The following is a 21,421-nucleotide window of genomic DNA, read 5'->3' as shown; positions in this document are numbered from 1 at the left end:
GAGAACACCGAACGGGTTTTTCTCTTTTGAACCGATTTCTGTCTGAATACGACGAATGACATTCTAAAGATCGGGGTAAGAGAGCAAAAATCCTGTCATTTCCCGCCCGCAACACTCAGCCGACCCGGCTTTCCCTTTCGAGCAGGTCCGCATAGTGGCGCCGTGCGACATCGGGATGCGAGCGCAGCCGGCTTTTGAGCACATTGGCTCCGACATCGCGAAACAGCGGATTGTCCGGATCGCTGGCGGGCCCGCGCGCCTGCGCGGCCAGTTCCTCGGAAAGGCCGAGCAGCGGGATCGTCGCATCGAGCCTGGCGCTGAAGAAGAACGGCACCGAGATGCGTTCGACGCCGGCGGGTGGCGTGACGACGCGATGCACGGTCGCGCGCAGATAGCCGTTCGAGGCGAGCTCGAGCAGTTCGCCGATATTGACGACGAGCGTGCCGGGTATCGGGTCCACATCGACCCAGCTGCCGTCATAGTCGACCTGCAGCCCCTTATTGTCATCCTGGAGCAGCAACGTCAGGAAGCCGCCATCCTTGTGCGCGCCGACACCCTGGTCGCTGCTGGTCGCGTCCCGGCCGGGATAGCGCACGATTTTCATGCGATGGTTGGGCTCGCCGCGATAGATCGCATCGAACGCGTCTTCCGGCTGGTCGAGCGACTGGGCGAAGGCCTTCAGCAGGCGGATCGCCACGGCAGTGACCTTCTCCTGCCATGCAATGAGCACCGATTTCAGATCAGGCAATGCCGCCGGCCACTGGTTCGGTCCCTGCAGCCTTGTCCACGGCGGAATGCCCGGCCCCTGCGCTATGGGCTGGCGCTCGACACCGATGTCGAGCTGTTCGCGCCAGTCCTCCTTGCCCTTGGTCAGTTCACCGCCGGCGCGCGTATAGCCGCGAAACTGCGAGGACTTGACCATCTCGATCGCGAGCTTGTCGGCCTCCGGCAAGGCAAAGAAGCGGCGTGAGGCGGTGAGCACCTCGCTGATCTCGGCCCAGGAAATGCCATGCCCGGCAAGATAGAAAAAGCCGATATCGCGCGAAGCCGAACGCAAATCCGCCAGAAACGTCCGGCGCTCCGACGCACCTTGCTCAAGACGGCTGAGATCAAGCACTGGCACTATTCTGGGCATATCAAGCTCCTTTCCTGGGCCTTTCCGGATATTGCTTGAAATCGCCACCGGAAAACCCAGCCGATTGACCATGCAGGCACCGTGAACGACCGGAGTCGCTATCGATGCTTGCAAGTCTCATCGACTTCGGATCATCGGAAAAGGAACGATCGGCCCTTCGTCGCGGCCACGACGAACAATTTTTCCACGCACGCGGGAAAGCGGATGATGACCGCGATCATGCCCGGGCAGTGGCTAATGTCCGCCGGCGCCCTCAGCCCTGCTTGGCGGCCCTCAACAGCATGCCGAACAGGTCCCGCGGCTCGTCGGGGTCGGCCAGCATGTCGAGTTCCTGATAGAGGCCGGTCGATTGGAGCTGGTCCCTGACATAGCGCAGGGCCGAGAAGTCCTCGATGGCGAAGCCGACGGAATCGAACAGCGTGATCTGGCCGGCATCGCGCCGGCCTCGCACCGCGCCCGACATGACCTGCCAAAGCTCGGTCACGGCATGGTCCGGCGCGAGCTGCTGGATCTCGCCCTCGATCCGCGTCTGGGGCGGATATTCGACGAAGATGTCGGAGCGCAGCAGGATGTCGCGGTGGAGTTCGGTCTTCCCCGGACAATCGCCGCCCACCGCGTTGATGTGCACGCCCGACCCGACCATGTTGTCGGTCAGGATGGTGGCATACTGCTTGTCGGCGGTGACGGTGGTGATGATCTCGGCGCCCTCGACCGCCTCCTGCGCGGTGGCACAGGCTGTCATGTCGAAGCCCAGGCCGGCGAGATTGCGCATGCATTTGCGGGTTGCCGACGGGTCGATGTCATGGAGCCTCAATTTGTCGACGCCGAGCAGGGCCTTGAAGGCCAGCGCCTGGAATTCGGCCTGGGCACCGTTGCCGATCAGCGCCATGCAGGTGCTGCCCCTTGGCGCCAGGTATTTGGCCGCGAGCGCCGACATGGAGGCCGTGCGCAGCGCGGTCAGGATGGTCATCTCGGACAGCAGGACAGGATAGCCGTTGTGCACGTCGGCGAGCATGCCGAAAGCGGTGACCGTCTGGCGGCCCTCGCGCATGTTCTTGGGATGGCCGTTGACATATTTGAAGCCGTAGACCTCGCCGTCGCTGGTCGGCATCAGTTCGATGACGCCTTCGGCGCTGTGCGAGGCAACGCGCGGTGTCTTGTCGAACAGCTCCCAACGTCCGAAATCGTCCTCAATATAGGCTGCGAGTTCGACCAGGAAACGCTCGACGCCGATGGTCAGCACCAGCTTCATCATGTGGTCGACACTGACGAAGGGCACGATGTTGAGATTGGGTATCATTCCGTTTCCTTGCGCCGTCAGTCCTTGCGATGCGCGTTGTGCGCCTTCATCATCGCGGCGAGCGCCGGATCGCTTTCCTCCAACGCCTCGATCGCGCCTGATGTGTCGTAGAGGCGTTCGTCCTGCCCCATCTTGAACTTGGCCTCCAGGCGCTCGATCGGCATGTCGAAGCTGACGACGTGCGGTATCCGCCGCTCCATGCCGCCGGGGCCGAGTTCGCGCATGCGCCAGCGGTCAGGCCGATCCTTTTCCAGGACGTCGACCAGTTGCAGAAGATGCCGCGCAGTGCCGTGGTCGTCGAGCGGCACGGGATGGCCGTGGCAATGCACGACGGCGAAGTTCCATGTCGGGGCGCTGTCGCGCACCGGATTGCGGGGATACCAGGAGGACGAGATATAGCCGTGCGGTCCCTGAAAGACCGCAACCGTCTCGCGGCCCTGCGCAATCAGGTCGCTGTGCGGGTTGGCCCTGGCGAGATGCGACACCAGCGTGCCGTTCTTCCCCCTTCCCCGATCGAGCACGAACGGCAGATGCGAAACGGCCAGCCCTTGCGGCCCCGCCGTCACCACCGTTGCGAAAGCTGCTGCCTCGATCAGGCCGAAGACGTCGTCACGCGACAGCGGTTCAAACTCTGGCTTGCTGTACATGGCAGTCGCGGATCAGCTTCGCTGGACGCGGACGGCCGGGATCAGGCCTTGCGGGCGCAACAGCAGCACGGCGATGACGCCCGACAAGACGATCGCGTCGCGATAAGGCGCGATCGCCGCCGGGAGCGTCGCCTGCAGAAGCACCTCGATGATGCCGAGCAGGAAGCCGCCGGCGACAGCGCCCGGCAGGCTGCCGAGACCACCGACGACCGCGGCGATGAAGGCCTTCAACACGGGCGTGAAGCCCATCAGCGGATCGACGGAAGCGCGCTGCGCCACCCACAGCATCGCCGCAAGACCGGCGAGCAGTCCCGAGAGCAGGAAAGCTGTGGCGATGATGCGGCTGGCCGGAATGCCCATCAGCCGCACGACGTTGAAATCCTCCGCGGCGGCGCGCATCGCCGTGCCGGTGACGGACCGGCGCAGAAAGACTTCCAGCGCAATCAGCGCCAGCGCCGAGACGACGATGGAGATGCTGGGGCCGACGCCGATGGTGAAATCGCCAAAGGAGAAGGCGCCTGTCATCCAGCCCGGCATGGCGACAGCCTGCGGCCGGGCCGAGATGCCGTTCTGGAAGACGACTTTCAAAAGGCTGGACACGGCGAAGCTGGTCAGCAGCAGGCTTGTAACGCTGGCGCCCCGCATCGGGCGGAAGGCAACGCGTTCCATGGCCACGGCGGCGAGCGCGCCGCAGGAAACGGCGACCAGCACCGCCACCGGGAACGGCAGGCCGAAGACCAGCGCGGCCAGCAGCGCATAGCCCGACAGGGTCATCAACTCGCCATGGGCGAAATTGATCAATCCGACGATGGAAAAGACGATCGCCAGCCCGAGCGCCAGCAGCGCATAGACGCCACCGAGGCTCACCGCATTGATGATCTGCTGCGCGATCATGCTTCTCAAGCTCCCAGATAGGCCTGGCGGACGAGGTCCGAGGAGGCAAGTTCTTTTGCCGTGCCCGACAGCACAACCTCGCCATTGGCGAGCACGACGGCGCGGTCTGCGATTTCCAGCGCCAGCGCGACATTCTGCTCGACCAGCAGGATTGTCAGGCCCTTGCGGCGCAGCTCAGCGATCAGGTCGAAGACGGTATCGATCAGCTGCGGAGCAAGGCCCAGCGAGGGCTCGTCGAGCAGGATCATGCGCGGCTTGCTCATCAGCGCGCGGGCGATCGCCAGCATCTGCTGCTCGCCACCCGACAGGTTGCCGCCCTTGACGCGATGATAGCGGCGCAGGATCGGGAACAGCTCGAGCATCTCCTCCTCGCGCAGCTTCGCCTCGGCGGCTGGCTGGTGCACGGCACCGCCCAGGCGCAGATTGTCTGCCACAGTGAGGCTGGCGAAGATGCGCCGGCCCTCGGGAACCAGCGCGACGCCCTTGCGGGCGATCGCTTCTGGCGCCAGGCCGGTAATGGCGACGCCGTCGAAAACCACCTTGCCGGAGGCCGCCGGCACCAGCCCGGCGATGGCGCCGAGCGTCGAGCTCTTGCCGGCGCCATTGGCGCCGACCAGGGCGATGATCTCGCCGCTGTCCACGGTAAGGTCGACGCGGCGGACCGCCTCGACCTCGCCGTAGCGTATCTTGAGGGCCTCGACGCTCAGCATGACATCACGGCGCCGGAACGTCTGATGCGTCGGGGATCAGGGTCTCGACATGCTTGCCCTCACCGCCTTCGTAGCGCATCAGCGCCACCGGCCGCAGCGGCATCCGGTTGGTGCCGGCATAGGTGATCTTGCCGGTGATGCCTTTGAAATCCTTGAGGTTGGCGATGGCGTCGCGGATGGCCTTGGGATCGTCCGAGCCGGCGGTCTTCACCGCCTGGTCGAGGATCAGCCCGATCTCGTAGCCATTGACCTCGTAGGTCGATTCCGGCGCGTGGCCGGCATATTTGGTGAAGGCGGCGTTGAAGGCCTCCAGCTTGCTGCCCGGCTCGGCGTAGCCGGCGGCCGTGTAGACGACGCCGTCGACGAGCTTGCCGAGCGCCTTGATGGTCGGCGTGCCGATGGCGTCGGCGCCATAGACCGGAATGGTGACGCCGGCGCCGCGCAATTGCTGGATGAAGGCCGGGAAATCGGGCTCATAGGCCGCCGTCATGATCAGGTCCGGCTTGTCGGCCAGGCCCTTGATGTTGGTGATCTCGGCCGAAAAGTCAGGCTGGCCCATGGTGAAGGTGCCGCGTCCGACGATCGCGCCACCCTTCTTTTCGAACACCTTGCCGAAATACTCCGGCAGGTTGGCGGTGTAGGTGGTGTCAGGCGAGGTCAGCAGGAAGACCTTCTTCTTGCCTTCGGAGACGGCGAAGTCGGCAACCGCCGTCGCCTGGACATTGTCGGCCGGATAGGTGCCGAACATCACGTCGCCGACCGCACCGGTCAGCACGGGCGCGGAGCCGCACAGCGTCAGGGTCGGGATGCCGAGCGGCTGGGTCAGCTGGCCGGCGGAAATCGAGGGATCGGCGTCGCAGGGCGTGATCATGATCTTGGCGCCGGCATCGATCAGTTCCTGGGCGACGGTGGCGGTCTGCGCCGTGTCGGAGCGCGTATCCTTGATCATCAGCTTGACGGTGTACTTGCCCGCGAGCCCGCCCTTGGCGTTGAGTTCGTCGAGCGCCATGCGCAGGCCGGCAAGGGCCGGCTGGTCATAGGGCGCGAGCACGCCGGTCTGCGCGGTGGCTGCGCCGATGATGATCTCCTCGGCGGAAGCGGTCGAGATGGCGACGATCGTCGTGCCGAACACCGCGGCGTACAGAGCGGCGCGATGAAGGCGATGAAGGCTTGGCATGTCGGTTCTCCTTCTGGATCTTTATCGTTGGTCGTTGCGGGCTATGCGGTCTGATCTTGCGTGTTCGGGTGCGCTGTCTTGGCGCGGGCGGTGCGGCTGCCGAGATAGGCGGCGATGACGGCCGGGTTGTTCTGGACATCGGCCGGCGTGCCGTCGGCGATGACGCGGCCATGGTCGATGACGACGATGCGCTCGCAAAGGTTCATCACCAGCCGCATGTCGTGTTCGATCAACACCACGCCGATGCGGCGCTCGGTACGCACCGCCGAGAGGATCGAAACCAGTTCGGCCGTTTCGACGGCGTTCATGCCAGCCGCCGGCTCGTCGAGCAGCAGGAAGCGCGGCTTCAGCGCCAGCGCACGCGCGACTTCCAGACGCCGGCGCTGGCCGTAGGCCAGCCGGGCCGCAGGCTGGTCGGCGAACTTGTCGAGACCCATGCGCGACAGTTCGCGCATCGCCGCGGCCTCGGCGTGCGTAAGGTCTGGTTCGACCTGCCTTGCCGCGACCACGACATTCTCCAGGACGGTCATGCTGGGGAAGACGCGGATGTTCTGGAACGTGCGGGCGATGCCGGACCGGGCGAAGGCGAACGCGGAGGCCTGCCGCTGCACGCCGCCGAGGGACACCGTCCCCGCGCTTGGCTGGACATCGCCAGCCAGCATGTTGAGCAGGGTCGTCTTGCCGGCGCCGTTGGGGCCGATAATGCCTGATATGCTGTCAGTCTCGAAAGTCAGGCTGACGTCGTCCACCGCGACCACACCGGCATAGCGGCGCGACAGATGATCGGCCACCAGCCGGTCGGCGCCGACCTGCTGGGGCGGCGGGGCCGAAGCCATTTCCGGTGCCCGCCCGGACCGGCGCAGAAGATTGAGCTCGCGCTCGCCGAAAAGCCCGGTTGGCCGGCGCCAGATGACGAGGATCATGGCGATGGCGAGCACGCCCTGGGTCAGGCCGAACAGCACAGGCAGATGCAGGCCGAGCATTTCGCCGCCGCCCTCGAAACGGCGCACGATCTCGATCACCACGATGGTGACGATGACGCCGGCAAAGGCGCCGAGCGACGAGGTCATGCCGCCGACGATCAGCATGGCGAGCATGGTGAAGCCCAGGTCGAAATAGAAATCGCGTGGCGAGAACGCGCCGAGGAACTGCGCCATCATGGCGCCGGCGGCCATCGCCGCGACCACGCCCACCACCCAGGCGGCGAGCCGCGCCGTGCGCTGGTCGACGCCGACGGCGGCGGCGCCGCGCTCGTCATTTGCCGCCGCGCGGCTGGCGAGACCGAAAGAGGTTTCACGAAACAGTCTTGCCGCGACCAGCGCAACCGAGGCGACGATGGCCGCCGTCCACAGCCCGACCTCGCGCGGCACGCCGTAGAATGGCTGGCTGCCGCGCGTAATCTCGCGGCCCGCGACCAGCAGCGTATAGACGATGATCAACATGGCGAGTGTCGCGATCGAAGCGCTCGACCCCGTGAGCCTGAGCAGGGGCGTGCCGGTCAACAGCCCGATGACAACAGCCAGCGCGAGCACCACCGCGAGTGCCGCGAAGAAGGAGAGTTCATGCCCGGCAAGGAACTGCGGCAGGTCGCGCAGCGCCGTCCGCTGCAGAGCGGCGGGCATGGTGAGAATGCCGGTGGCGTAGGCGCCGAGGCCGACAAAGGCGGCCTGGCCGAAGGAGACGATACCGCTGTTGCCGGAGAATATCTGCAGGCCAAGCACCGCCGTCAGCATGATCGCGGCATAGGTGACGACGCGCTGCATGGCGACGCCGCCGAAGAGGAAGGCGGCAAGCGCCACCAGCAGCAGTACGGCCACCATGCACAAGGCGTCGGCGGTGGCGTTGCGGAAGGCGGTTGGCATGAAGCCGCGCGGCTTGCTCTCGGTCATCGCCACGGACGCCATCACGCGGCCCTGAAACGGTCGGGCGAAAACGGCGCCAGGATCGGTTGAGCGCCCTCGGTAACGAGTTTGGCGATCGCCTCGCCAACCGCCGGCCCGGTCTTGAAGCCGTGGCCGGAGGAGCCGGCCGACACCACAAGGCCGTCAACCCCAGGCATGGCGCCGATCACCGGCAGGTCGTCGGGGCTCATATCGTAGAGCCCCGCATAGCCGGGGCGGATGCCGAGTTCGGCCATGGCCGGCACGCGGGTGGCGAAGGTTTCCAGGATTTCGACGGATTCGGACTCTTCGACGCCCTCCATGTAGCTGTCCGGATTCTCGACGAAACGCGGGCGGCCGGCATGTTCGTGACGCAAGCCGGTGCCGCCGCCGGCCCAGGTGCCGGCCAGGATGACACCGTCATTGTCAGGCCGCGCGTAGTTGCAGGAGATGTCGTCGCACCAGGCGAAGGGCATGACCTTGCGCGCCTGGCCGGCGGCATCGAGAACGGCCATCGGATGACGCTCGACATGCAGGGGCAGATCGAGATTCACCGTCGCCAGCAGGCGGCGCGTCCATGGCCCTGCGGCCAGCACGACCGTATCGGCCTCCAGCACCGTCCCATCGGTCAGGGTGACGCCGGTGATGCGGTCTCCCTGTCGCCGAAGCCCCTCGACAAGCGTGTTCTGCAGGATTTTCGCGCCATGCGCCCGCGCGGCCCGGGCAATGGCGTTGGTGGCGCCGAAGGCGTCGGCATAGCCGTATTCGGGCTCCCACAGCGCCAGCGCCACATTGTCCAGCGCGAAGTCCGGCGCCGCGTCGGCGAAGGCCTGCGGCGACAAGGTCTCGATGCGCGCGCCTTCGCCGCGGATGCGTTCGGCCGCCGCCTTCCAGCTGGCCTCGTTATCCCTGCCACAGACCCACATCATGCCGATTTCGGTGACGAAGGACCCCTCGCCCGCGATCTCCGGCAACGACACCAGTATCTCGCGGCCGCGGATGGAAAGCTGCGAAAGTTCCGGCATCAGGTAGAAAGCGTGCAGCAGCGCCGACGACTTGCCCGAAGGCCCGCCGGCGGGATGGGTCTGCTCGATCAGCGTGACGTTCGCACCGGCCTTGGCCAGATGGTAGGCGGTGCTCGACCCAACAATACCGGCACCAACGACGAGGACGTCGTTTCCGTTTCGCATGGTTGTTCCCCACAGTCTCTTGGCTGCTTTCCGACAAGCTAAGGCTACTCTTCCAGCTATGTCAACATCTCTTCATTGTTGACCTGAATTAAAATCCCTGTAATAAACTCAACACAACGAGGCTGAGAGCCCAACACGCATTTTCGGGGAGGCCAATGGCGATACGCGATGTTCTGATGCGCGGGGATCTGGCGCTGACGCCGTCGGAAGAGAAGATCGTCCGGCTGCTCCTGACCGACTATCCGACCTCCGGCCTCGGCACCGCCTCCTCGCTTGCCCGGCGCGCCGGCGTCAGCGACCCGACCGTGGTCAGATTGGTCGTCAAGCTCGGCTATGAGGGCTTTCCCGATTTCCAGGCGAAGCTGCTGGCCGAGGTAGAAGCCAGGCTGCATTCGCCGCTGTTGATGATGGAGGCCAAGCGTCAGAGCGGCTCCAGCGACAGCGCCGTGCTGACCTATCTCGATTCCGTCACCGCGGCGCTGCAGAAGGCCACCGCCGCGACCCCGGTCCAGACCTATGAGCGGGCCGCCCGCCTGCTTATGGAGGCCAAGGGCGAGATCGTGCTGCTCGGCGGCCGGTTCAGCCGCCACATCGCCGGCATGCTGGCCGGATACCTCGTGCAGTTCCGTTCGGGGGTGCGCGATCTCGGCGTACTCTCGCCGCAGACATTCGACACGCTGGCCGATCTCGGCCGCCGCGACGTGCTGGTCGTGTTCGACTATCGCCGCTACCAGCTCGACGTCATGGCCTATGCGAGGCAGGCGGCCGCGCTCGATGTGCGCATCCTGCTTTTCACCGACCAATGGCTGTCGCCGATATCGGATCTCGCCGAGGTCACCATCGTCAGTCCGCTCGAGGTCGCCTCGCCCTATGACACGCTGGCGCCGGCCATCGCGCAGATGGAAGCGCTGACCGCCCATATCGTTTCGACGCTGGGCGACGACGCCCGCGCCCGCATCGAGAGGATCGAGAAGGTGCGGCACGCCAATTCGGTGACGCTGGACAGCGATCCGCAAGACGACAGCGGACGTCCTGTCTCCGGACCCCGCAAGATACCTGGACCCAAATCAGCAAAGCAGGACGACAAAGCATGACCCAGCCTCTACCCAAGCGAGACGAAGCCTTCCGTGCCGGCGAGACGGCATTGCTGCTGGTAGACATGCAGCGCATCTGGCTGGAACCGGGTGCGGATCCCTCGCATCCGGAGCGTGGTCCCGACCATTATTTCTACCGTCAGACATCCTCGCAGACGATCCCCAACCAGGAGCGCCTGCTGGCTGCGGCGCGCGCCAATGGCGTGGAAGTGCTGCATACCATCATCCAGAGCCTGACCGAGGACGGACGCGACCGTTCGCTCGACCACAAGCTGACGCCGATCCATGTCGCGCCAAGCCTTCCCGAGGGCCTGCCGGTTGCATCGCTGGCGCCGGTCGGCGACGAGATCATGCTGCCGAAGACATCGTCTGGCCTCTTCAACTCGACCAATGTCGATTATCTCCTGAAGAATCTCGGCATCCGCTATCTCGTCGTGGTCGGCGTGCTTACCGACCAATGCGTCGACATGACGGTGCGCGACGGCGCCGACCGCGGCTATCTCGTCACTTGCGTCTCGGATGCCTGCGCCACCATTACCCAGGAACGCCATGACATCGCGCTGAAGGCCTTCGGCGGTTATTGCTGGGTCGCGGATACCGACACTGTTGTCGACCGCTTCAACGCCTTGGGAAAAACGGCATGACATCTGCTGTCGAGTCTCTCGTCGCCGTCGTCACGACGGATCTCTCCGCCGTCACGCGCGGACGCTTCGTCGTCGAAAGCAGGCTGCAGAAAACCGCCGCGACCGGTGTCGGCTGGCTGCAGGCCAATCTGTCGATGACGCCGTTCAACTCCATCGTCGATCCCAATCCATGGGGCTCGTCGGGCGACCTGCGGCTGATCCCTGATCCCAAGGCGCGGTTCCGTACCACGCAAACCGGAACGGCGACGCCCTTCGACATGGTGGCCGGCGACATCGTCGAACTCGACGGCAGCCCCTGGCTCGGCTGCACGCGCACGATGCTCAAGGACGCGCTGGCGGAACTGAAAGCCGCGACCGGCCTCTCCGTCATCGCCGCCTTCGAGCATGAATTCCACATCGCCGACGGCAGCTTCGCGCCGGCGCACTCGATGTCCTTCGCTGCCTTGCGCCGCACCGACCCGTTCGCCCCCAATCTGATGGCGGCGCTCGAGGAAGCTGGCGTCGGACCCGAAGTGGTCATAGCGGAATTCGGCAACGAGCAGTTCGAGGTGACGCACGAGCCGGCCGATGCGCTGACGGCGGCCGACCGCGCCGTCGCCATCCGCGAAATAACGCGCGAGGTGGCGCGCAACGCGGGCTGGCGCGCGAGCTTCGCGCCCAAGATCGCCCCCGATGCCGTCGGCAATGGCGTGCACATTCATTTTAGCTTCGTCGACCAGGACGGCAAGCCGGTGACCTACGACGCGGCAAAGCCCGGCGGGCTGTCCGCCAAGGCCGGCGCCTTCTGTGCCGGCGTGCTTCGCCACCTGCCCGCGATCACCGCCATGACGGCGTCGAGCGTGTCGTCCTTCTACCGGCTGAAGCCGCACAGCTGGAGCTCGTCCTACACCTGGCTCGCCGACCGTGACCGCGAGGCATCGCTGCGCATCTGTCCGACAGTGACCATCGGCGGTCGCGACCCTGCACGCCAGTACAATGTCGAATACCGCGCCGCCGACGCCACCGGCAATCCCTACCTGTCGCTGGCGGCGATCATCCGCGCGGGACTGGAAGGGCTGAAGGCGGACATGCCATCGCCGCCGCTGGTGACCGGCGACCCGACGCTGATGAGCGACGAAGAACGGGCAAAGCTTGGCCTTGTGCGGCTGCCGGAAACCTTGCCGGCGGCGCTGGACGCGCTTCTCGCCGACAAGACCGTCACGGGATGGTTCGCGCCTGTCTTCATCGAGACCTTCGTCGGCCTGAAGCGCCATGAAGCCGGGCGTCTGGCCGGCCTCGATCCAGCCGCCATCTGCGATCTCTACCGGACGCTCTATTGATGACCGCCCAGCCTGAAAAAGACTTGCCTCCTGAAAAGGACTGGCCGGACGCGGTCGAGGCCCTCAACGAGCATGGCCGTTCCGATATCGTCCTGTTGTGTGAGCATGCGTCCAACCACATGCCGGCCGAGTATGGCCGGCTCGGCCTGGATGCTGCTCATCTGCAGCGCCACATCGCCTGGGATATCGGCGCCGCCGAGGTGACACGGCTTCTGTCGGCACGGCTCGACGCGGCCGCCTTTCTCAGCGGCTACTCTCGGCTGCTGATCGACCTCAACCGGCCTCTGGGCAGCGCGGGCAGCATTCCGGTGCTGTCGGAAGCAACCGAGATTCCCGGCAATTCCGGCATCGACCCGGCGGAGCGCAACCGGCGCGCCGAAATCATGTTTTCGCCATTCCATGACCGCGTGGCGGCGCATCTCGATCGCCGCATCGCCGAGAACAGGCCGACGCGGATCGTAACGATCCACTCCTTCACGCCGGTTTTCCTGGGTGTGGCCAGGCCGTGGCATGCGGGCATTCTGCATGACCATGCTGTCGGTCTTGCCGAGGCGATCCTGTCGGGCCTGCGCACGGATCCCGAGCTCAACGTCGCGGCCAACGTGCCCTATGTGATCAGCCGCGACGCCGATTACGCCGTACCGATCCACGGCGATGATCGCGGCATCCCCGCCGTCCTCATCGAGATAAGGCAGGACCTGCTGGCGAACCGGGCGGGCATCGAGGAATGGGCGGACCGGCTGGCGGCCGCGCTGCCGGTGCACGACACGGAGGCGGTCAGGTGAGCAACCTCAGCCTGCGCGAACGCGATGCGGCGGCGATCGCGCAGATCGGCAAGCTGCGCTTCTCGCCGCTCAGCGTCGTCGGCGGCAAGGGCAACCGGCTGATCGAGGAAGGCGGCCGTTCGCTGCTCGACCTGTCGGGCTCGGCTGGCCCGGCGGTGCTCGGCTACGGCCACCCGGCCATCGTCGAGGCGGTGGAAGCCTCGGTCCGCGACATGGCAGGCGCCAGCCTGCTGCTCTATCCGAACGAACCCGCCGTGTCGCTGGCCGAGCGGCTGCTCGCGATCACGCCGGGAGACGGCGAACGGCGCGTCTGGTTCGGCCATTCCGGCTCGGACGCCAATGATTGCGCGGTGCGTGTGCTTCAGGCCTCGACCGGCCGCTCGCGCTTCATCTCCTTCATCGGCTCCTATCACGGCAACCTTTCGGGCTCGATGGGCATAAGCGGCCACACGGCAATGACGCATACGCTGCCGCGCGCGGGCGTGGTGCTGCTGCCCTACCCCGATCCGTTCCGTCCGACCTTCAGCGGCGAGGACGTGCTCGCGCTGCTCGATTACCAGTTCGAGACCACCTGTCCGCCGCATCAGGTCGCCGCCATATTCATCGAGCCATTGATGTCGGACGGCGGGCTGATCGTGCCGCCGCCGGGTTTCCTGAAAGCCTTGCAGGAGCGTTGCCGCAAGCATGGCATCAAGATCGTCGTCGATGAGGTCAAGGTCGGGCTCGCTCGCAGCGGCATGATGCACTGCTTTCAGCATGAAGGGCTGGCACCGGACCTCGTCGTGTTCGGCAAGGGCATTGGCGGCGGGCTGCCGCTGTCGGCCGTTGTCGGTCCGCGGGAGATCATGGACCACGCGCCCGCCTTCGCCCTGCAGACCACGGCAGGCAACCCGGTGGCGACATCGGCCGGCAATGCGGTGCTGAAGACGATCGAGAGCGAAGGCCTTGTCGAACGTTCGGCGCGGACCGGCGCGTTGTTCTCCAACGCACTGCGGGCGCTCGGTGAAAAACACGAGATCATCGGCGATGTGCGCGGGCGCGGGCTCGCCATCGGCGTCGACCTGGTCAAGGACCGCGCGACGCGTGAGCCGGTGCCGGCCACGACGACGGCCAAGATCATCTATCGCGGCTATGAACTCGGCGCGGCCTTTTCCTATGTCGGGCTGAAAGCCAACGTGCTCGAATTCATGCCGCCGCTGACGCTGACCGAAGACGAAGTGGCCGAGGGCATCGCGATCGTCGACCAGGCGATCGCCGACGTGAATGCCGGCAAGGTTTCAGACGCGGATGTCGCCTCGTTCATGATGTGGTGACGGGGCGACTTGCCGCCTTGGAAGCACCGACTTCGGCCTACAAGAATGGCCCTGGCTTTGTCGGGTTTCCATCGCCGGATTGGCGGGCGGACAGCGGCGGAAGACCATGAGAACCCCGAGACCCACCATTCGGATTGCCTCGGCGATCTCCTCATGCCAATCCAAACTGCTCCACGGCGCGCATGATGCCGCGCAGTTCGGCGAGGCCCTTCAGCCGCCCGATAAGCGAATAGCCCGGATTGATCTTCTTCTTGCCGATGTCGTCGGCCAGCAGATGCCCGTGATCCGGACGCATCGGAATGCGCCAATCCCCGCGCCCTTCGCCACGGCGTCGCGCCTCCTCCTGCATCAAGGCCAGGATGACATGCGCCATGTCGGTGCCGCCTTCGAGATGCTCGGCTTCATAGAAAGAACCGTCGTCCTCGATGGTGATGTTGCGCAGGTGGACGAAATGGATCCGGCTGGCGAATTCCTTGACCATGGCGACGATGTCGTTGTCGGCGCGCGTGCCGTAGGAGCCGGTGCAGAAGGTTAGCCCGTTGGCCTGGCTGTCGACAGCACTCAGGATGAAACGCGCATCCTCGGCTGTCGAAACGACTCGCGGCAGGCCGTAAAGCGAAAAAGGCGGATCGTCGGGATGGATGCACATGCGCACGCCGGCCTCTTCGGCAGCCGGGATGATCTCTCGCAAGAACCACGCAAGGTTGTCGCGCAACTCCTTCGGTCCGATCGCGTCATAGTCGGCCAACGCATCGCGAAAGCCGTCCCTGTCATAAGTGCGTTCGGTCGCCGGCAGGCCGGCGATCAGATTGCGCTCGATCCGCTCGACCTGCTCTGACGTCAATTCCTTGAAGCGTTGCTCGGCCTCGGCAACGCGTGCGGGTGTATAGCTCGCCTCGCCGTTCCTGCGCTTCAACACGAAGAGATCGTAGGCGGCAAAATCGACGGCATCGAAGCGCAACGCATAGCCGGTGGTCGGGAGGCGATACATCAGGTCGGTGCGCGTCCAGTCCACGACCGGCATGAAATTGTAGCAGACCGTGTGGATGCCCGCTTTGGCAAGCGTGCGGATGCTGTCGCGGTAATAGCCGGCGTAGCGTTCGCGGTCCGGCGTTCCGATCTTGAATGAATTGTGCACCGGTATGCTTTCGACGACGGACCATGTCAGGCCGGCGTCTTCAATGACCCGCTTGCGCTCGAGCACGTCGGCCTCCGGCCAGGCCCTGCCGTCGTAGATGTGGTGGAGAGCCGAGACCACGCCCGTGGCGCCGGCCTGCCTGACATGATCGAGGGTGACCGGATCATCCGGACCATACCAGCGCCAACACTGTTCCATTACCACTTTCCTTTTTGCGTAAGACCGGCAACTTATTGGTCGAGCAAGACGAGTGTCAAACAAAGAGCAGGCCCGCGATGGCGAATGAAGGAGATGCCGCGATGAAGGATTTCGAAGGCAAGGTGGCATTGGTGACGGGAACCACGGGCATTGGCCTGGCAACCGCGAGCCGCCTTGCGGCCGGAGGCGCCGCGATCATCGCCTGCGGCATCGACAAGGGGGCGAACGCCGCGATGCAGGAAAGCCTGGCCAGAGCGGGAGCAGACGCTTTGGTGCGCACGGTCGACGTCTCGGTTTCGGATCAGGTGCGTGATGCGGTCGCGGCGGGTGTCGCGCGTTTCGGCGGCATCGACGTCATCGTCAATTCGGCGGCCGTCCATCCCTACGGAACAGCAACGACGACGGATTGGCAGACCTGGAATCGGGCAATGACCGTGAATGTCGGGTCGATCTACCTCACCGCGCATTTCGGCATCCCGGAAATGATCAAGCGCGGCGGCGGAGCCATCGTCAACGTCGCTTCGGTGCAAGGTTTCGCCTGCCAGCAGAACGTCGCGGCCTATGCGACGACCAAGGGCGCGATCCACACGCTCACGCGCTCCCTGGCTCTCGATTACGCGGCGTCGGGCATCCGCGTCAATTCGGTCAGTCCGGGTTCGATCCGCACGCCGATCCTCGAAAGGGCAGCACGTGGCGACGGGGGCAGTGAAGTCGATATCGAGGAGGCATACAGGCGCTTCGGCGCGGCGCATCCGCTGGGACGCATCGGCGAACCGGAGGAAGTTGCCGAACTGATCGCGTTCCTCTGCTCGTCGAAGGCCAGCTTCTGCACCGGCGCGGACTACAGGATCGATGGTGGCCTGACCGCCGGTATCGGCGTGAAGTAGAGCGTGAAGACCGGGCTCCGGCTTGAGCGAACTCTCAGGCCTTCTTGCCTTGCGCGCCCGCCGCCTGATCCGGCGGCGGCTCCCAACCGAAGACGCTGCGGCCGCCGAGCAGATGCGACTGGTCGAATTCGCCGGCGACGATTTCCTTCAGGCTCGGGCCGGTGACGTATTTCTCGACCTGCCGCGATTGATCGTCGAGGCGTTTCAAGGCGCCGATTTCCTCCTCGCGGCCAAGCTTTGCCTTCCGCACGGCCGACTTCATGACGCCGATTGTCTCGTCATAGACCTTGAGCGGCACCGGAAAGGGATGCCTGTCCTTGCCGCCATGGGCGATCGAGAAACGGCCGGGATCGGAGAACCGGCAAGGCGCGCCATGGACGACCTCGGCGACGAGCGCCAGCGCCCGCACGGTCCGAGCGCCAACCCCTGGCACCAGCAGCAGGTCCGAGAAATCCTCCGGACCGCGTTCGGCGGCAGCCGCCATGTTTCCGTGCAGGCGGCGCATGACGATATCGCTTTCGCGCACATCATGGTGAGCCGGCATGACGAGATGCGGCAGCAAGGGCTGCGCGGGCGCCGGTGCGGCTCCATCGGCATCCAGCGCGGCGAACTCCCGCAGGATGCGGTCGGGGCCAAGGTCCTGCAGCAGGCTCAACTGTCCCTGTCTCGAAGCCTCGGCGCGGTGATCGGTCAGGTTGACGATCTCGCCCTGGTTGGCGCCCTCGATCGCGGCGTGAGGCTGGTCGACGAAGCTCTTCAGGCCTTCGGACAGCCAGTGGTAGCGGCGGGCCACCTTGCTGTCACCGTTCATGCCCTGCTGCACCACGACCCAGTCGCCGTCGTCGGTAACGATGAAGCCATGCAGATAGAGGTCGAACCCGTCCTGCACGGCGGCGCTGTCGACCTTGGCGACAAGCCTGCTGACGGTCGCCAGCCGCGCTCCGTCGAAGCCGATGCGCTCGCCGATCGCCGTCAGTTCGTGCGGCGTCCGGCGCGAATGCGCGCCACGGCCGCCGCAGACATGGATGCCGAGTTCGCCGGAGAGCGGCGTCAGCCCGCGCTTCAGAGCGCCGATGACGCTGGTGGTGATGCCGGAAGAATGCCAGTCCATACCCATGACGGAGCCGAAGGACTGGAACCAGAACGGATGCGCCAGCCGCCGCAGCAATTCGTCGCGGCCATAGTGGTGGATAACAGCCTCGCACATGACGGCGCCAAGACGCGTCATGCGTTCGCCCAGCCATTTCGGCACGCGCCCGCCATGAAGGGGGAGATCAGCACTGCCCGATCGTTGCGCCACGCCTGTTTCCTGTTCCCGTGCCTGCCCAGACAGATAGGCATCCGGGGCCGCCTGGGAAAGCCTTCGAATGCTCAGGTGCCGAGCCAGCAAGCGGCAAGGCCGATCCGATAGGTTCGCGATGCCGCCGGCTACCTGATCACGCGCTTCTCGAGCTTGCGCGCCAAGGTGCGCCGGTGCAGCCCGAGCCGGCGCGCGGTTTCGGAAATGTTGAAGCCGGTCTCGACCAGGGTTTCGTGGATACGCTCCCATTCGAGGTTCTTGATCGAGGTCGGACGGCTGGAGACCGGCACGGAAACATCGCCCTCGCTGCGGCCGAAGGCGGCTTCGATGTCGTCTGTGTTGGCGGGCTTCGCCAGATAATGGCTCGCGCCGAGCTTGATCGCCTCGACGGCGGTGGCGATGCTGGCGAAGCCGGTCAGCACGACGATCTTCACGGACGCATCGCGGGCGCTGAGCAACTTGACGCATTCCAGCCCGGATCCGCCGGCGCCAAGTTTGAGATCGACCACAGCATAGGCCGGAACGGCTCTCTCGAGGGCACTGAGCAGTTCTTCCCGGCCGTGACAGACCACAACGTCATAGTCGCGCTTCTCGAACGAACGTTTGAGCGTTCGGGCGAAAGTGTCGTCGTCCTCGACGATGAACAGGGATCGATCAGGTCTCATGATCATCTCCATCGGTCAGTGCCGCCAAAGGCAGCGAAAGGGTAACACGGGCGCCCTGCTCCATGTTGCGTGCCGAAAAATCTCCTCCCAGTTTCCGCACGACGTTGACAACGAGGAACAGGCCGAGGCCACCGCCCGGCCGTCCCTTGCTCGACATATAGGGCTGGCCAAGCGCGGCCAGAACACCCGCATCAAAACCCGGCCCGCGGTCGCGCACCGAAATCACCAGTTTCTCGCCCTGCCTTTCGGCTGACACGCCGACCCAGTGCTGCGATGCTTCAAGCGCATTGTCGAAGACGTTGAAGATGACCTGCTTCAGCGCCGTGTCGGACACGATCTGTTCGTCGGGATCGAAACCGTTCCTGTAGTCCAGATTGGCCGGCTGGCGGCTGACACGCCACTCCTGGACAAGATCGTCGAGGAAATGGCGAATGCTGGTGCGGATCGTGCCTTCGCCCCTTGCCTGGCCCGAAGACATGAGAATGCCCGAAACGATGCTCTTGCAGCGCTCGATCTGCGCCTGCATTTCGGCCATGTCGCCGGCCAGTTCGCGGTTGCGGGTGACGGAGCGCATCTGGCGCCAGTCGGACAGGATGACGGAGATGGTCGAAAGCGGTGTGCCCAGCTCATGCGCGGCGCCCGACGCCAGAAGGCCCATGCGCACGATATGGTCCTCCTCGGCGGAGCGCTGTCGCAAATCGGCGAGATAGGCATCGCGCTCGCGCAGATTGCGGTTGATGCGCGTCATGAAGATCACGATCAGGCCCGCCGCCAGCACGAAGCAGATGAACATGCCCTGGATATGCAGGGCCAGAAGATCGCTGCCGCCGTGGTGCGGAATGGCGATCGGCAGGGACTGGAAGATGAGGAAGACAAAGCAGGCCGACGCGGCCACCACCAGGATCCAGGTGGACCACGGCGTCAGCAGCGCGGCGCCCAGTGTGATCTGCAGGAGATAGAGCGACACGAAGGGGTTGGAAGCGCCGCCGCTGAGGTAAAGCTGCGTCGTCAGCGCCGCCATGTCGAAGATGAGCGCGACGAACAACTGCGCATTGCTGATCGGGCGCTGGCCGCGCAAGGCCAGCAGGCTGAAGATGTTCAGCCCTACGAGGAAAATCACGACGCCGGCCATTTCCGCCAGCGGCAGCGGAATTTCGAACCAGTACTCCGTCGCCAGGATGGTGAACACCTGGCCGGCCACCGCTAGCCAGCGCAGCTGGATGAGCAGGAGCAGGTTCTTGCGGTTCGCCGCGTCCGGGTCAGCCGCCGCGCCGCCCTTGGCCGCAAGGGATGCCGCGACGAAGGATTTCTCGTTGTGAAGCGTTGGCGTCGAGACGCTCATCCTGCCGGTCCTTGCCGCCTGGGGCCACCGATCGCCGGCCGGGCCAGGGCGATGGCGAGCATGGCAGCGAGCGTGAACCAGGTCAAAGCATAGACGAGGTGGCTGTTGCGGAAAGTCACGACGGTCAGGCCTCCGCGCGGCCAATTGTCCACACCGGCGGCCTCGGCATCGACAAAGTAAGGCGCGATATCAGTCAGGCCACGCGCTGCCGCGATGGCGGCAACGTCGCGCGAATACCAGCGATTGCCCGCGGCGTAGTTGTTGCGCAGGAAGCCACCGCCGGGCTCGCTGATCCGCAACAGGCCGTCGATGACGACCGGCACGGCGGGAGTGCCGTTCCCGCGCTCGAACTCCGCCTTGCGCTCCTGGGGAATGAAGCCGCGATTGACCAGCACGATAAAGCCGCGGTCGGTTCGCATCGGCGTCAGCACCCAATAGCCGCCGCCGAGCTCGGTCACCGCCTGCACCAGAGTGTCGGCGCCGCCCATGAACTGCCCGGCCAATCGTACATGGCTGTATTCGTAACCGGCGGCGGTGATGCCCGACCAGTCCCGCGGACCCGGCGCATCGACGACCGGAGCATGGATGCGTTGGTCGACACGGGCGATCAGGTCGAGTTTCCAGATCCGCCTTTCCAACTGCCAGATACCGAGCCCGACAAAGACCAGCACGCCGAAGAGCCCGAGCAGGACGAAAGCAAGGCGCGTTGCCGGTGATCTGCCGGCATCCTTGGGCGACGCGGAAGCACCCTGCGCGATCTCTCCCGCGACAATCCTCCCGGTGCCCGGCGCGGGGCTCATGGCATTTCGCGCATGTCGTGAAGGCCCGGCATCATGTTGGCGTTGAGGTGGTACATCACCCAGAGCGAGCCGGTCAGCACGATGACCACCAGGATCAGCGTGAAGATCAGCGCCAGCATCGACCATCCGCCTTCCGAGGCGGTGTTCATGTGCAGGAAGAAGACCATGTGAACGACGATCTGCACCGCCGCGAAGGCCATGACGACGATCGCCGTGGCCTGCTTGTTGTCGATGGCGCCGGTCATGACCAGCCAGAATGGAATGGCGGTCAGGATTACCGACAGGACGAAACCGATCAGATAGGTTTTCAGCGATCCGTGCGCGGCGCCGCCATGCGCGTGGCCGTGATCGGCGGCATGATCGTGAGTGCTCATCGCAACATTCCCATCAGATAGACGAAGGTGAAGACGCCGATCCAGATGACGTCGAGGAAGTGCCAGAACATCGAGAGGCACATCAGCCGGCGGCGGTTCGCTTCGATCAGGCCGAATCTCGCGACCTGCACCATCAGCGTCACCAGCCAGACGATGCCGAAGGTGACGTGCAGGCCGTGCGTGCCGACCAGGGTGAAGAAGGACGACAGGAAGGCGCTGCGCTGTGGCGTGGCGCCCTCATGGATCATGTGCGCGAATTCGTAGAGCTCGATGGACAGGAACGCCAGGCCGAACAGGCCGGTCACGGCAAGCCAGGCCTGCGTTGCCGCCACGCGGCCCTTGTCCATGGTCAGCATGGCAAAGCCATAGGTAATCGAGGAGAACAGCAGCATGGCGGTGTTGACCGCCACCAGATTGAGGTCGAACAGGTCCTTGGGCGCGGGGCCGGCCGCGTAATTGCCGCCGAGCACGCCATAGGCGGCGAACAGCATCGCGAAGATCAGGCAGTCGCTCATCAGGTAGAGCCAGAAGCCGAGCATGGTGCTGCTGCCCTCGGCATGCGCATGCTCTTCTTCCAGGTGGAAGACCGGTTCGGTGCCGGCCATTGTTGCCGTCGATGCCATGCTCAA

General features: G+C 65.1%; 21 protein-coding genes. 6 read left to right on the top strand and 15 right to left on the bottom strand.

Annotated features, from left to right (window positions below):
• Positions 1–115: 115 nt before the first annotated feature.
• The 8 genes from J0I79_RS05220 to J0I79_RS05185 all read right to left on the bottom strand — a co-directional run bounded on the left by J0I79_RS05220 (position 116) and on the right by J0I79_RS05185 (position 8,933).
• Positions 116–1,135, bottom strand: a complete 1,020-nt coding sequence (locus J0I79_RS05220) for an isopenicillin N synthase family oxygenase (protein ID WP_292855545.1) — start codon at positions 1,133–1,135, stop codon at positions 116–118.
• A gap of 253 nt (positions 1,136–1,388) precedes the next feature.
• Positions 1,389–2,435: an ornithine cyclodeaminase gene (locus tag J0I79_RS05215; RefSeq protein ID WP_292855544.1), complete on the bottom strand. Its 1,047-nt coding sequence runs from the start codon at positions 2,433–2,435 to the stop codon at positions 1,389–1,391.
• Between the two features lie 17 nt (positions 2,436–2,452).
• Positions 2,453–3,082: an FMN-binding negative transcriptional regulator gene (locus tag J0I79_RS05210; protein ID WP_292855543.1), complete on the bottom strand. Its 630-nt coding sequence runs from the start codon at positions 3,080–3,082 to the stop codon at positions 2,453–2,455.
• Between the two features lie 12 nt (positions 3,083–3,094).
• Positions 3,095–3,976, bottom strand: a complete 882-nt coding sequence (locus J0I79_RS05205; RefSeq protein ID WP_292855542.1) for a branched-chain amino acid ABC transporter permease — start codon at positions 3,974–3,976, stop codon at positions 3,095–3,097.
• Positions 3,977–3,981: 5 nt separating this feature from the next.
• Positions 3,982–4,686 carry an ABC transporter ATP-binding protein gene (locus J0I79_RS05200; protein ID WP_292855541.1) on the bottom strand — a complete coding sequence of 235 codons (705 nt, stop codon included), beginning with the start codon at positions 4,684–4,686 and terminating at the stop codon, positions 3,982–3,984.
• Between the two features lie 4 nt (positions 4,687–4,690).
• On the bottom strand, positions 4,691–5,863 hold the full coding sequence (locus J0I79_RS05195) for an ABC transporter substrate-binding protein (RefSeq protein ID WP_292855540.1): 1,173 nt from the start codon (positions 5,861–5,863) through the stop codon (positions 4,691–4,693).
• A 41-nt stretch (positions 5,864–5,904) separates the two neighbouring features.
• The gene (locus J0I79_RS05190) at positions 5,905–7,767 is read right to left on the bottom strand and encodes a branched-chain amino acid ABC transporter ATP-binding protein/permease (protein WP_292855539.1); all 1,863 of its coding nucleotides are present in this window, start codon (positions 7,765–7,767) and stop codon (positions 5,905–5,907) included.
• A complete protein-coding gene (locus tag J0I79_RS05185; protein WP_292855538.1) occupies positions 7,767–8,933 on the bottom strand; it encodes an FAD-binding oxidoreductase in 1,167 nt (388 codons plus the stop codon). Before J0I79_RS05185 ends, J0I79_RS05190 begins: the two co-directional genes overlap by 1 nt.
• Positions 8,934–9,088: 155 nt before the next feature.
• Between J0I79_RS05185 and J0I79_RS05180 the strand changes: the two genes are divergently transcribed.
• Genes J0I79_RS05180 through J0I79_RS05160 form a run of 5 tightly spaced genes read left to right on the top strand, consistent with a single transcriptional unit; the run spans position 9,089 to position 14,088 of the window.
• Positions 9,089–10,027 carry a MurR/RpiR family transcriptional regulator gene (locus tag J0I79_RS05180; RefSeq protein ID WP_292855537.1) on the top strand — a complete coding sequence of 313 codons (939 nt, stop codon included), beginning with the start codon at positions 9,089–9,091 and terminating at the stop codon, positions 10,025–10,027.
• Entirely contained in the window at positions 10,024–10,671 is a 648-nt protein-coding gene (locus J0I79_RS05175; protein ID WP_292855536.1) for an isochorismatase family cysteine hydrolase, read from the top strand. Before J0I79_RS05180 ends, J0I79_RS05175 begins: the two co-directional genes overlap by 4 nt.
• On the top strand, positions 10,668–11,990 hold the full coding sequence (locus J0I79_RS05170) for a glutamine synthetase (protein WP_292855535.1): 1,323 nt from the start codon (positions 10,668–10,670) through the stop codon (positions 11,988–11,990). The genes J0I79_RS05175 and J0I79_RS05170 overlap by 4 nt, the downstream gene beginning before the upstream one ends.
• Entirely contained in the window at positions 11,990–12,775 is a 786-nt protein-coding gene (locus J0I79_RS05165) for an N-formylglutamate amidohydrolase (RefSeq protein WP_292855534.1), read from the top strand. The genes J0I79_RS05170 and J0I79_RS05165 overlap by 1 nt, the downstream gene beginning before the upstream one ends.
• Positions 12,772–14,088 carry an aspartate aminotransferase family protein gene (locus J0I79_RS05160; RefSeq protein ID WP_292855533.1) on the top strand — a complete coding sequence of 439 codons (1,317 nt, stop codon included), beginning with the start codon at positions 12,772–12,774 and terminating at the stop codon, positions 14,086–14,088. The genes J0I79_RS05165 and J0I79_RS05160 overlap by 4 nt, the downstream gene beginning before the upstream one ends.
• Positions 14,089–14,239: 151 nt before the next feature.
• Here the strand turns inward: J0I79_RS05160 and uxuA are convergent, their stop codons facing one another.
• Positions 14,240–15,424 carry a mannonate dehydratase gene (uxuA, locus tag J0I79_RS05155; protein ID WP_292855532.1) on the bottom strand — a complete coding sequence of 395 codons (1,185 nt, stop codon included), beginning with the start codon at positions 15,422–15,424 and terminating at the stop codon, positions 14,240–14,242.
• Positions 15,425–15,525: 101 nt separating this feature from the next.
• Between uxuA and J0I79_RS05150 the strand changes: the two genes are divergently transcribed.
• A complete protein-coding gene (locus J0I79_RS05150) occupies positions 15,526–16,311 on the top strand; it encodes an SDR family oxidoreductase (RefSeq protein WP_292855531.1) in 786 nt (261 codons plus the stop codon).
• A gap of 34 nt (positions 16,312–16,345) precedes the next feature.
• Here the strand turns inward: J0I79_RS05150 and J0I79_RS05145 are convergent, their stop codons facing one another.
• The 6 genes from J0I79_RS05145 to cyoC form a co-directional block, all read right to left on the bottom strand.
• Positions 16,346–17,611 (bottom strand): DUF763 domain-containing protein, encoded by a 1,266-nt coding sequence (locus J0I79_RS05145; RefSeq protein WP_292855530.1) that lies wholly within the window; start codon positions 17,609–17,611, stop codon positions 16,346–16,348.
• A gap of 128 nt (positions 17,612–17,739) precedes the next feature.
• Positions 17,740–18,276: a response regulator transcription factor gene (locus J0I79_RS05140; protein ID WP_292855529.1), complete on the bottom strand. Its 537-nt coding sequence runs from the start codon at positions 18,274–18,276 to the stop codon at positions 17,740–17,742.
• Complete coding sequence (locus J0I79_RS05135) at positions 18,266–19,618, bottom strand: ATP-binding protein (RefSeq protein WP_292855528.1); 1,353 nt, start codon at positions 19,616–19,618, stop codon at positions 18,266–18,268. Before J0I79_RS05135 ends, J0I79_RS05140 begins: the two co-directional genes overlap by 11 nt.
• Positions 19,615–20,418, bottom strand: coding sequence for an SURF1 family protein (locus J0I79_RS05130; RefSeq protein WP_292855527.1), 804 nt, complete (start codon positions 20,416–20,418; stop codon positions 19,615–19,617). The genes J0I79_RS05135 and J0I79_RS05130 overlap by 4 nt, the downstream gene beginning before the upstream one ends.
• Positions 20,415–20,792 carry a cytochrome o ubiquinol oxidase subunit IV gene (gene cyoD, locus J0I79_RS05125; protein ID WP_292855526.1) on the bottom strand — a complete coding sequence of 126 codons (378 nt, stop codon included), beginning with the start codon at positions 20,790–20,792 and terminating at the stop codon, positions 20,415–20,417. The genes J0I79_RS05130 and cyoD overlap by 4 nt, the downstream gene beginning before the upstream one ends.
• On the bottom strand, positions 20,789–21,415 hold the full coding sequence (gene cyoC, locus J0I79_RS05120) for a cytochrome o ubiquinol oxidase subunit III (RefSeq protein WP_292855525.1): 627 nt from the start codon (positions 21,413–21,415) through the stop codon (positions 20,789–20,791). The genes cyoD and cyoC overlap by 4 nt, the downstream gene beginning before the upstream one ends.
• Positions 21,416–21,421 lie beyond the last annotated feature (6 nt).

It is taken from the genome of Mesorhizobium sp. (genome assembly GCF_017306585.1).
Taxonomy (GTDB): Bacteria; Pseudomonadota; Alphaproteobacteria; order Rhizobiales; family Rhizobiaceae; genus Mesorhizobium.
This window is presented reverse-complemented; position numbering and strand designations above follow the sequence as displayed.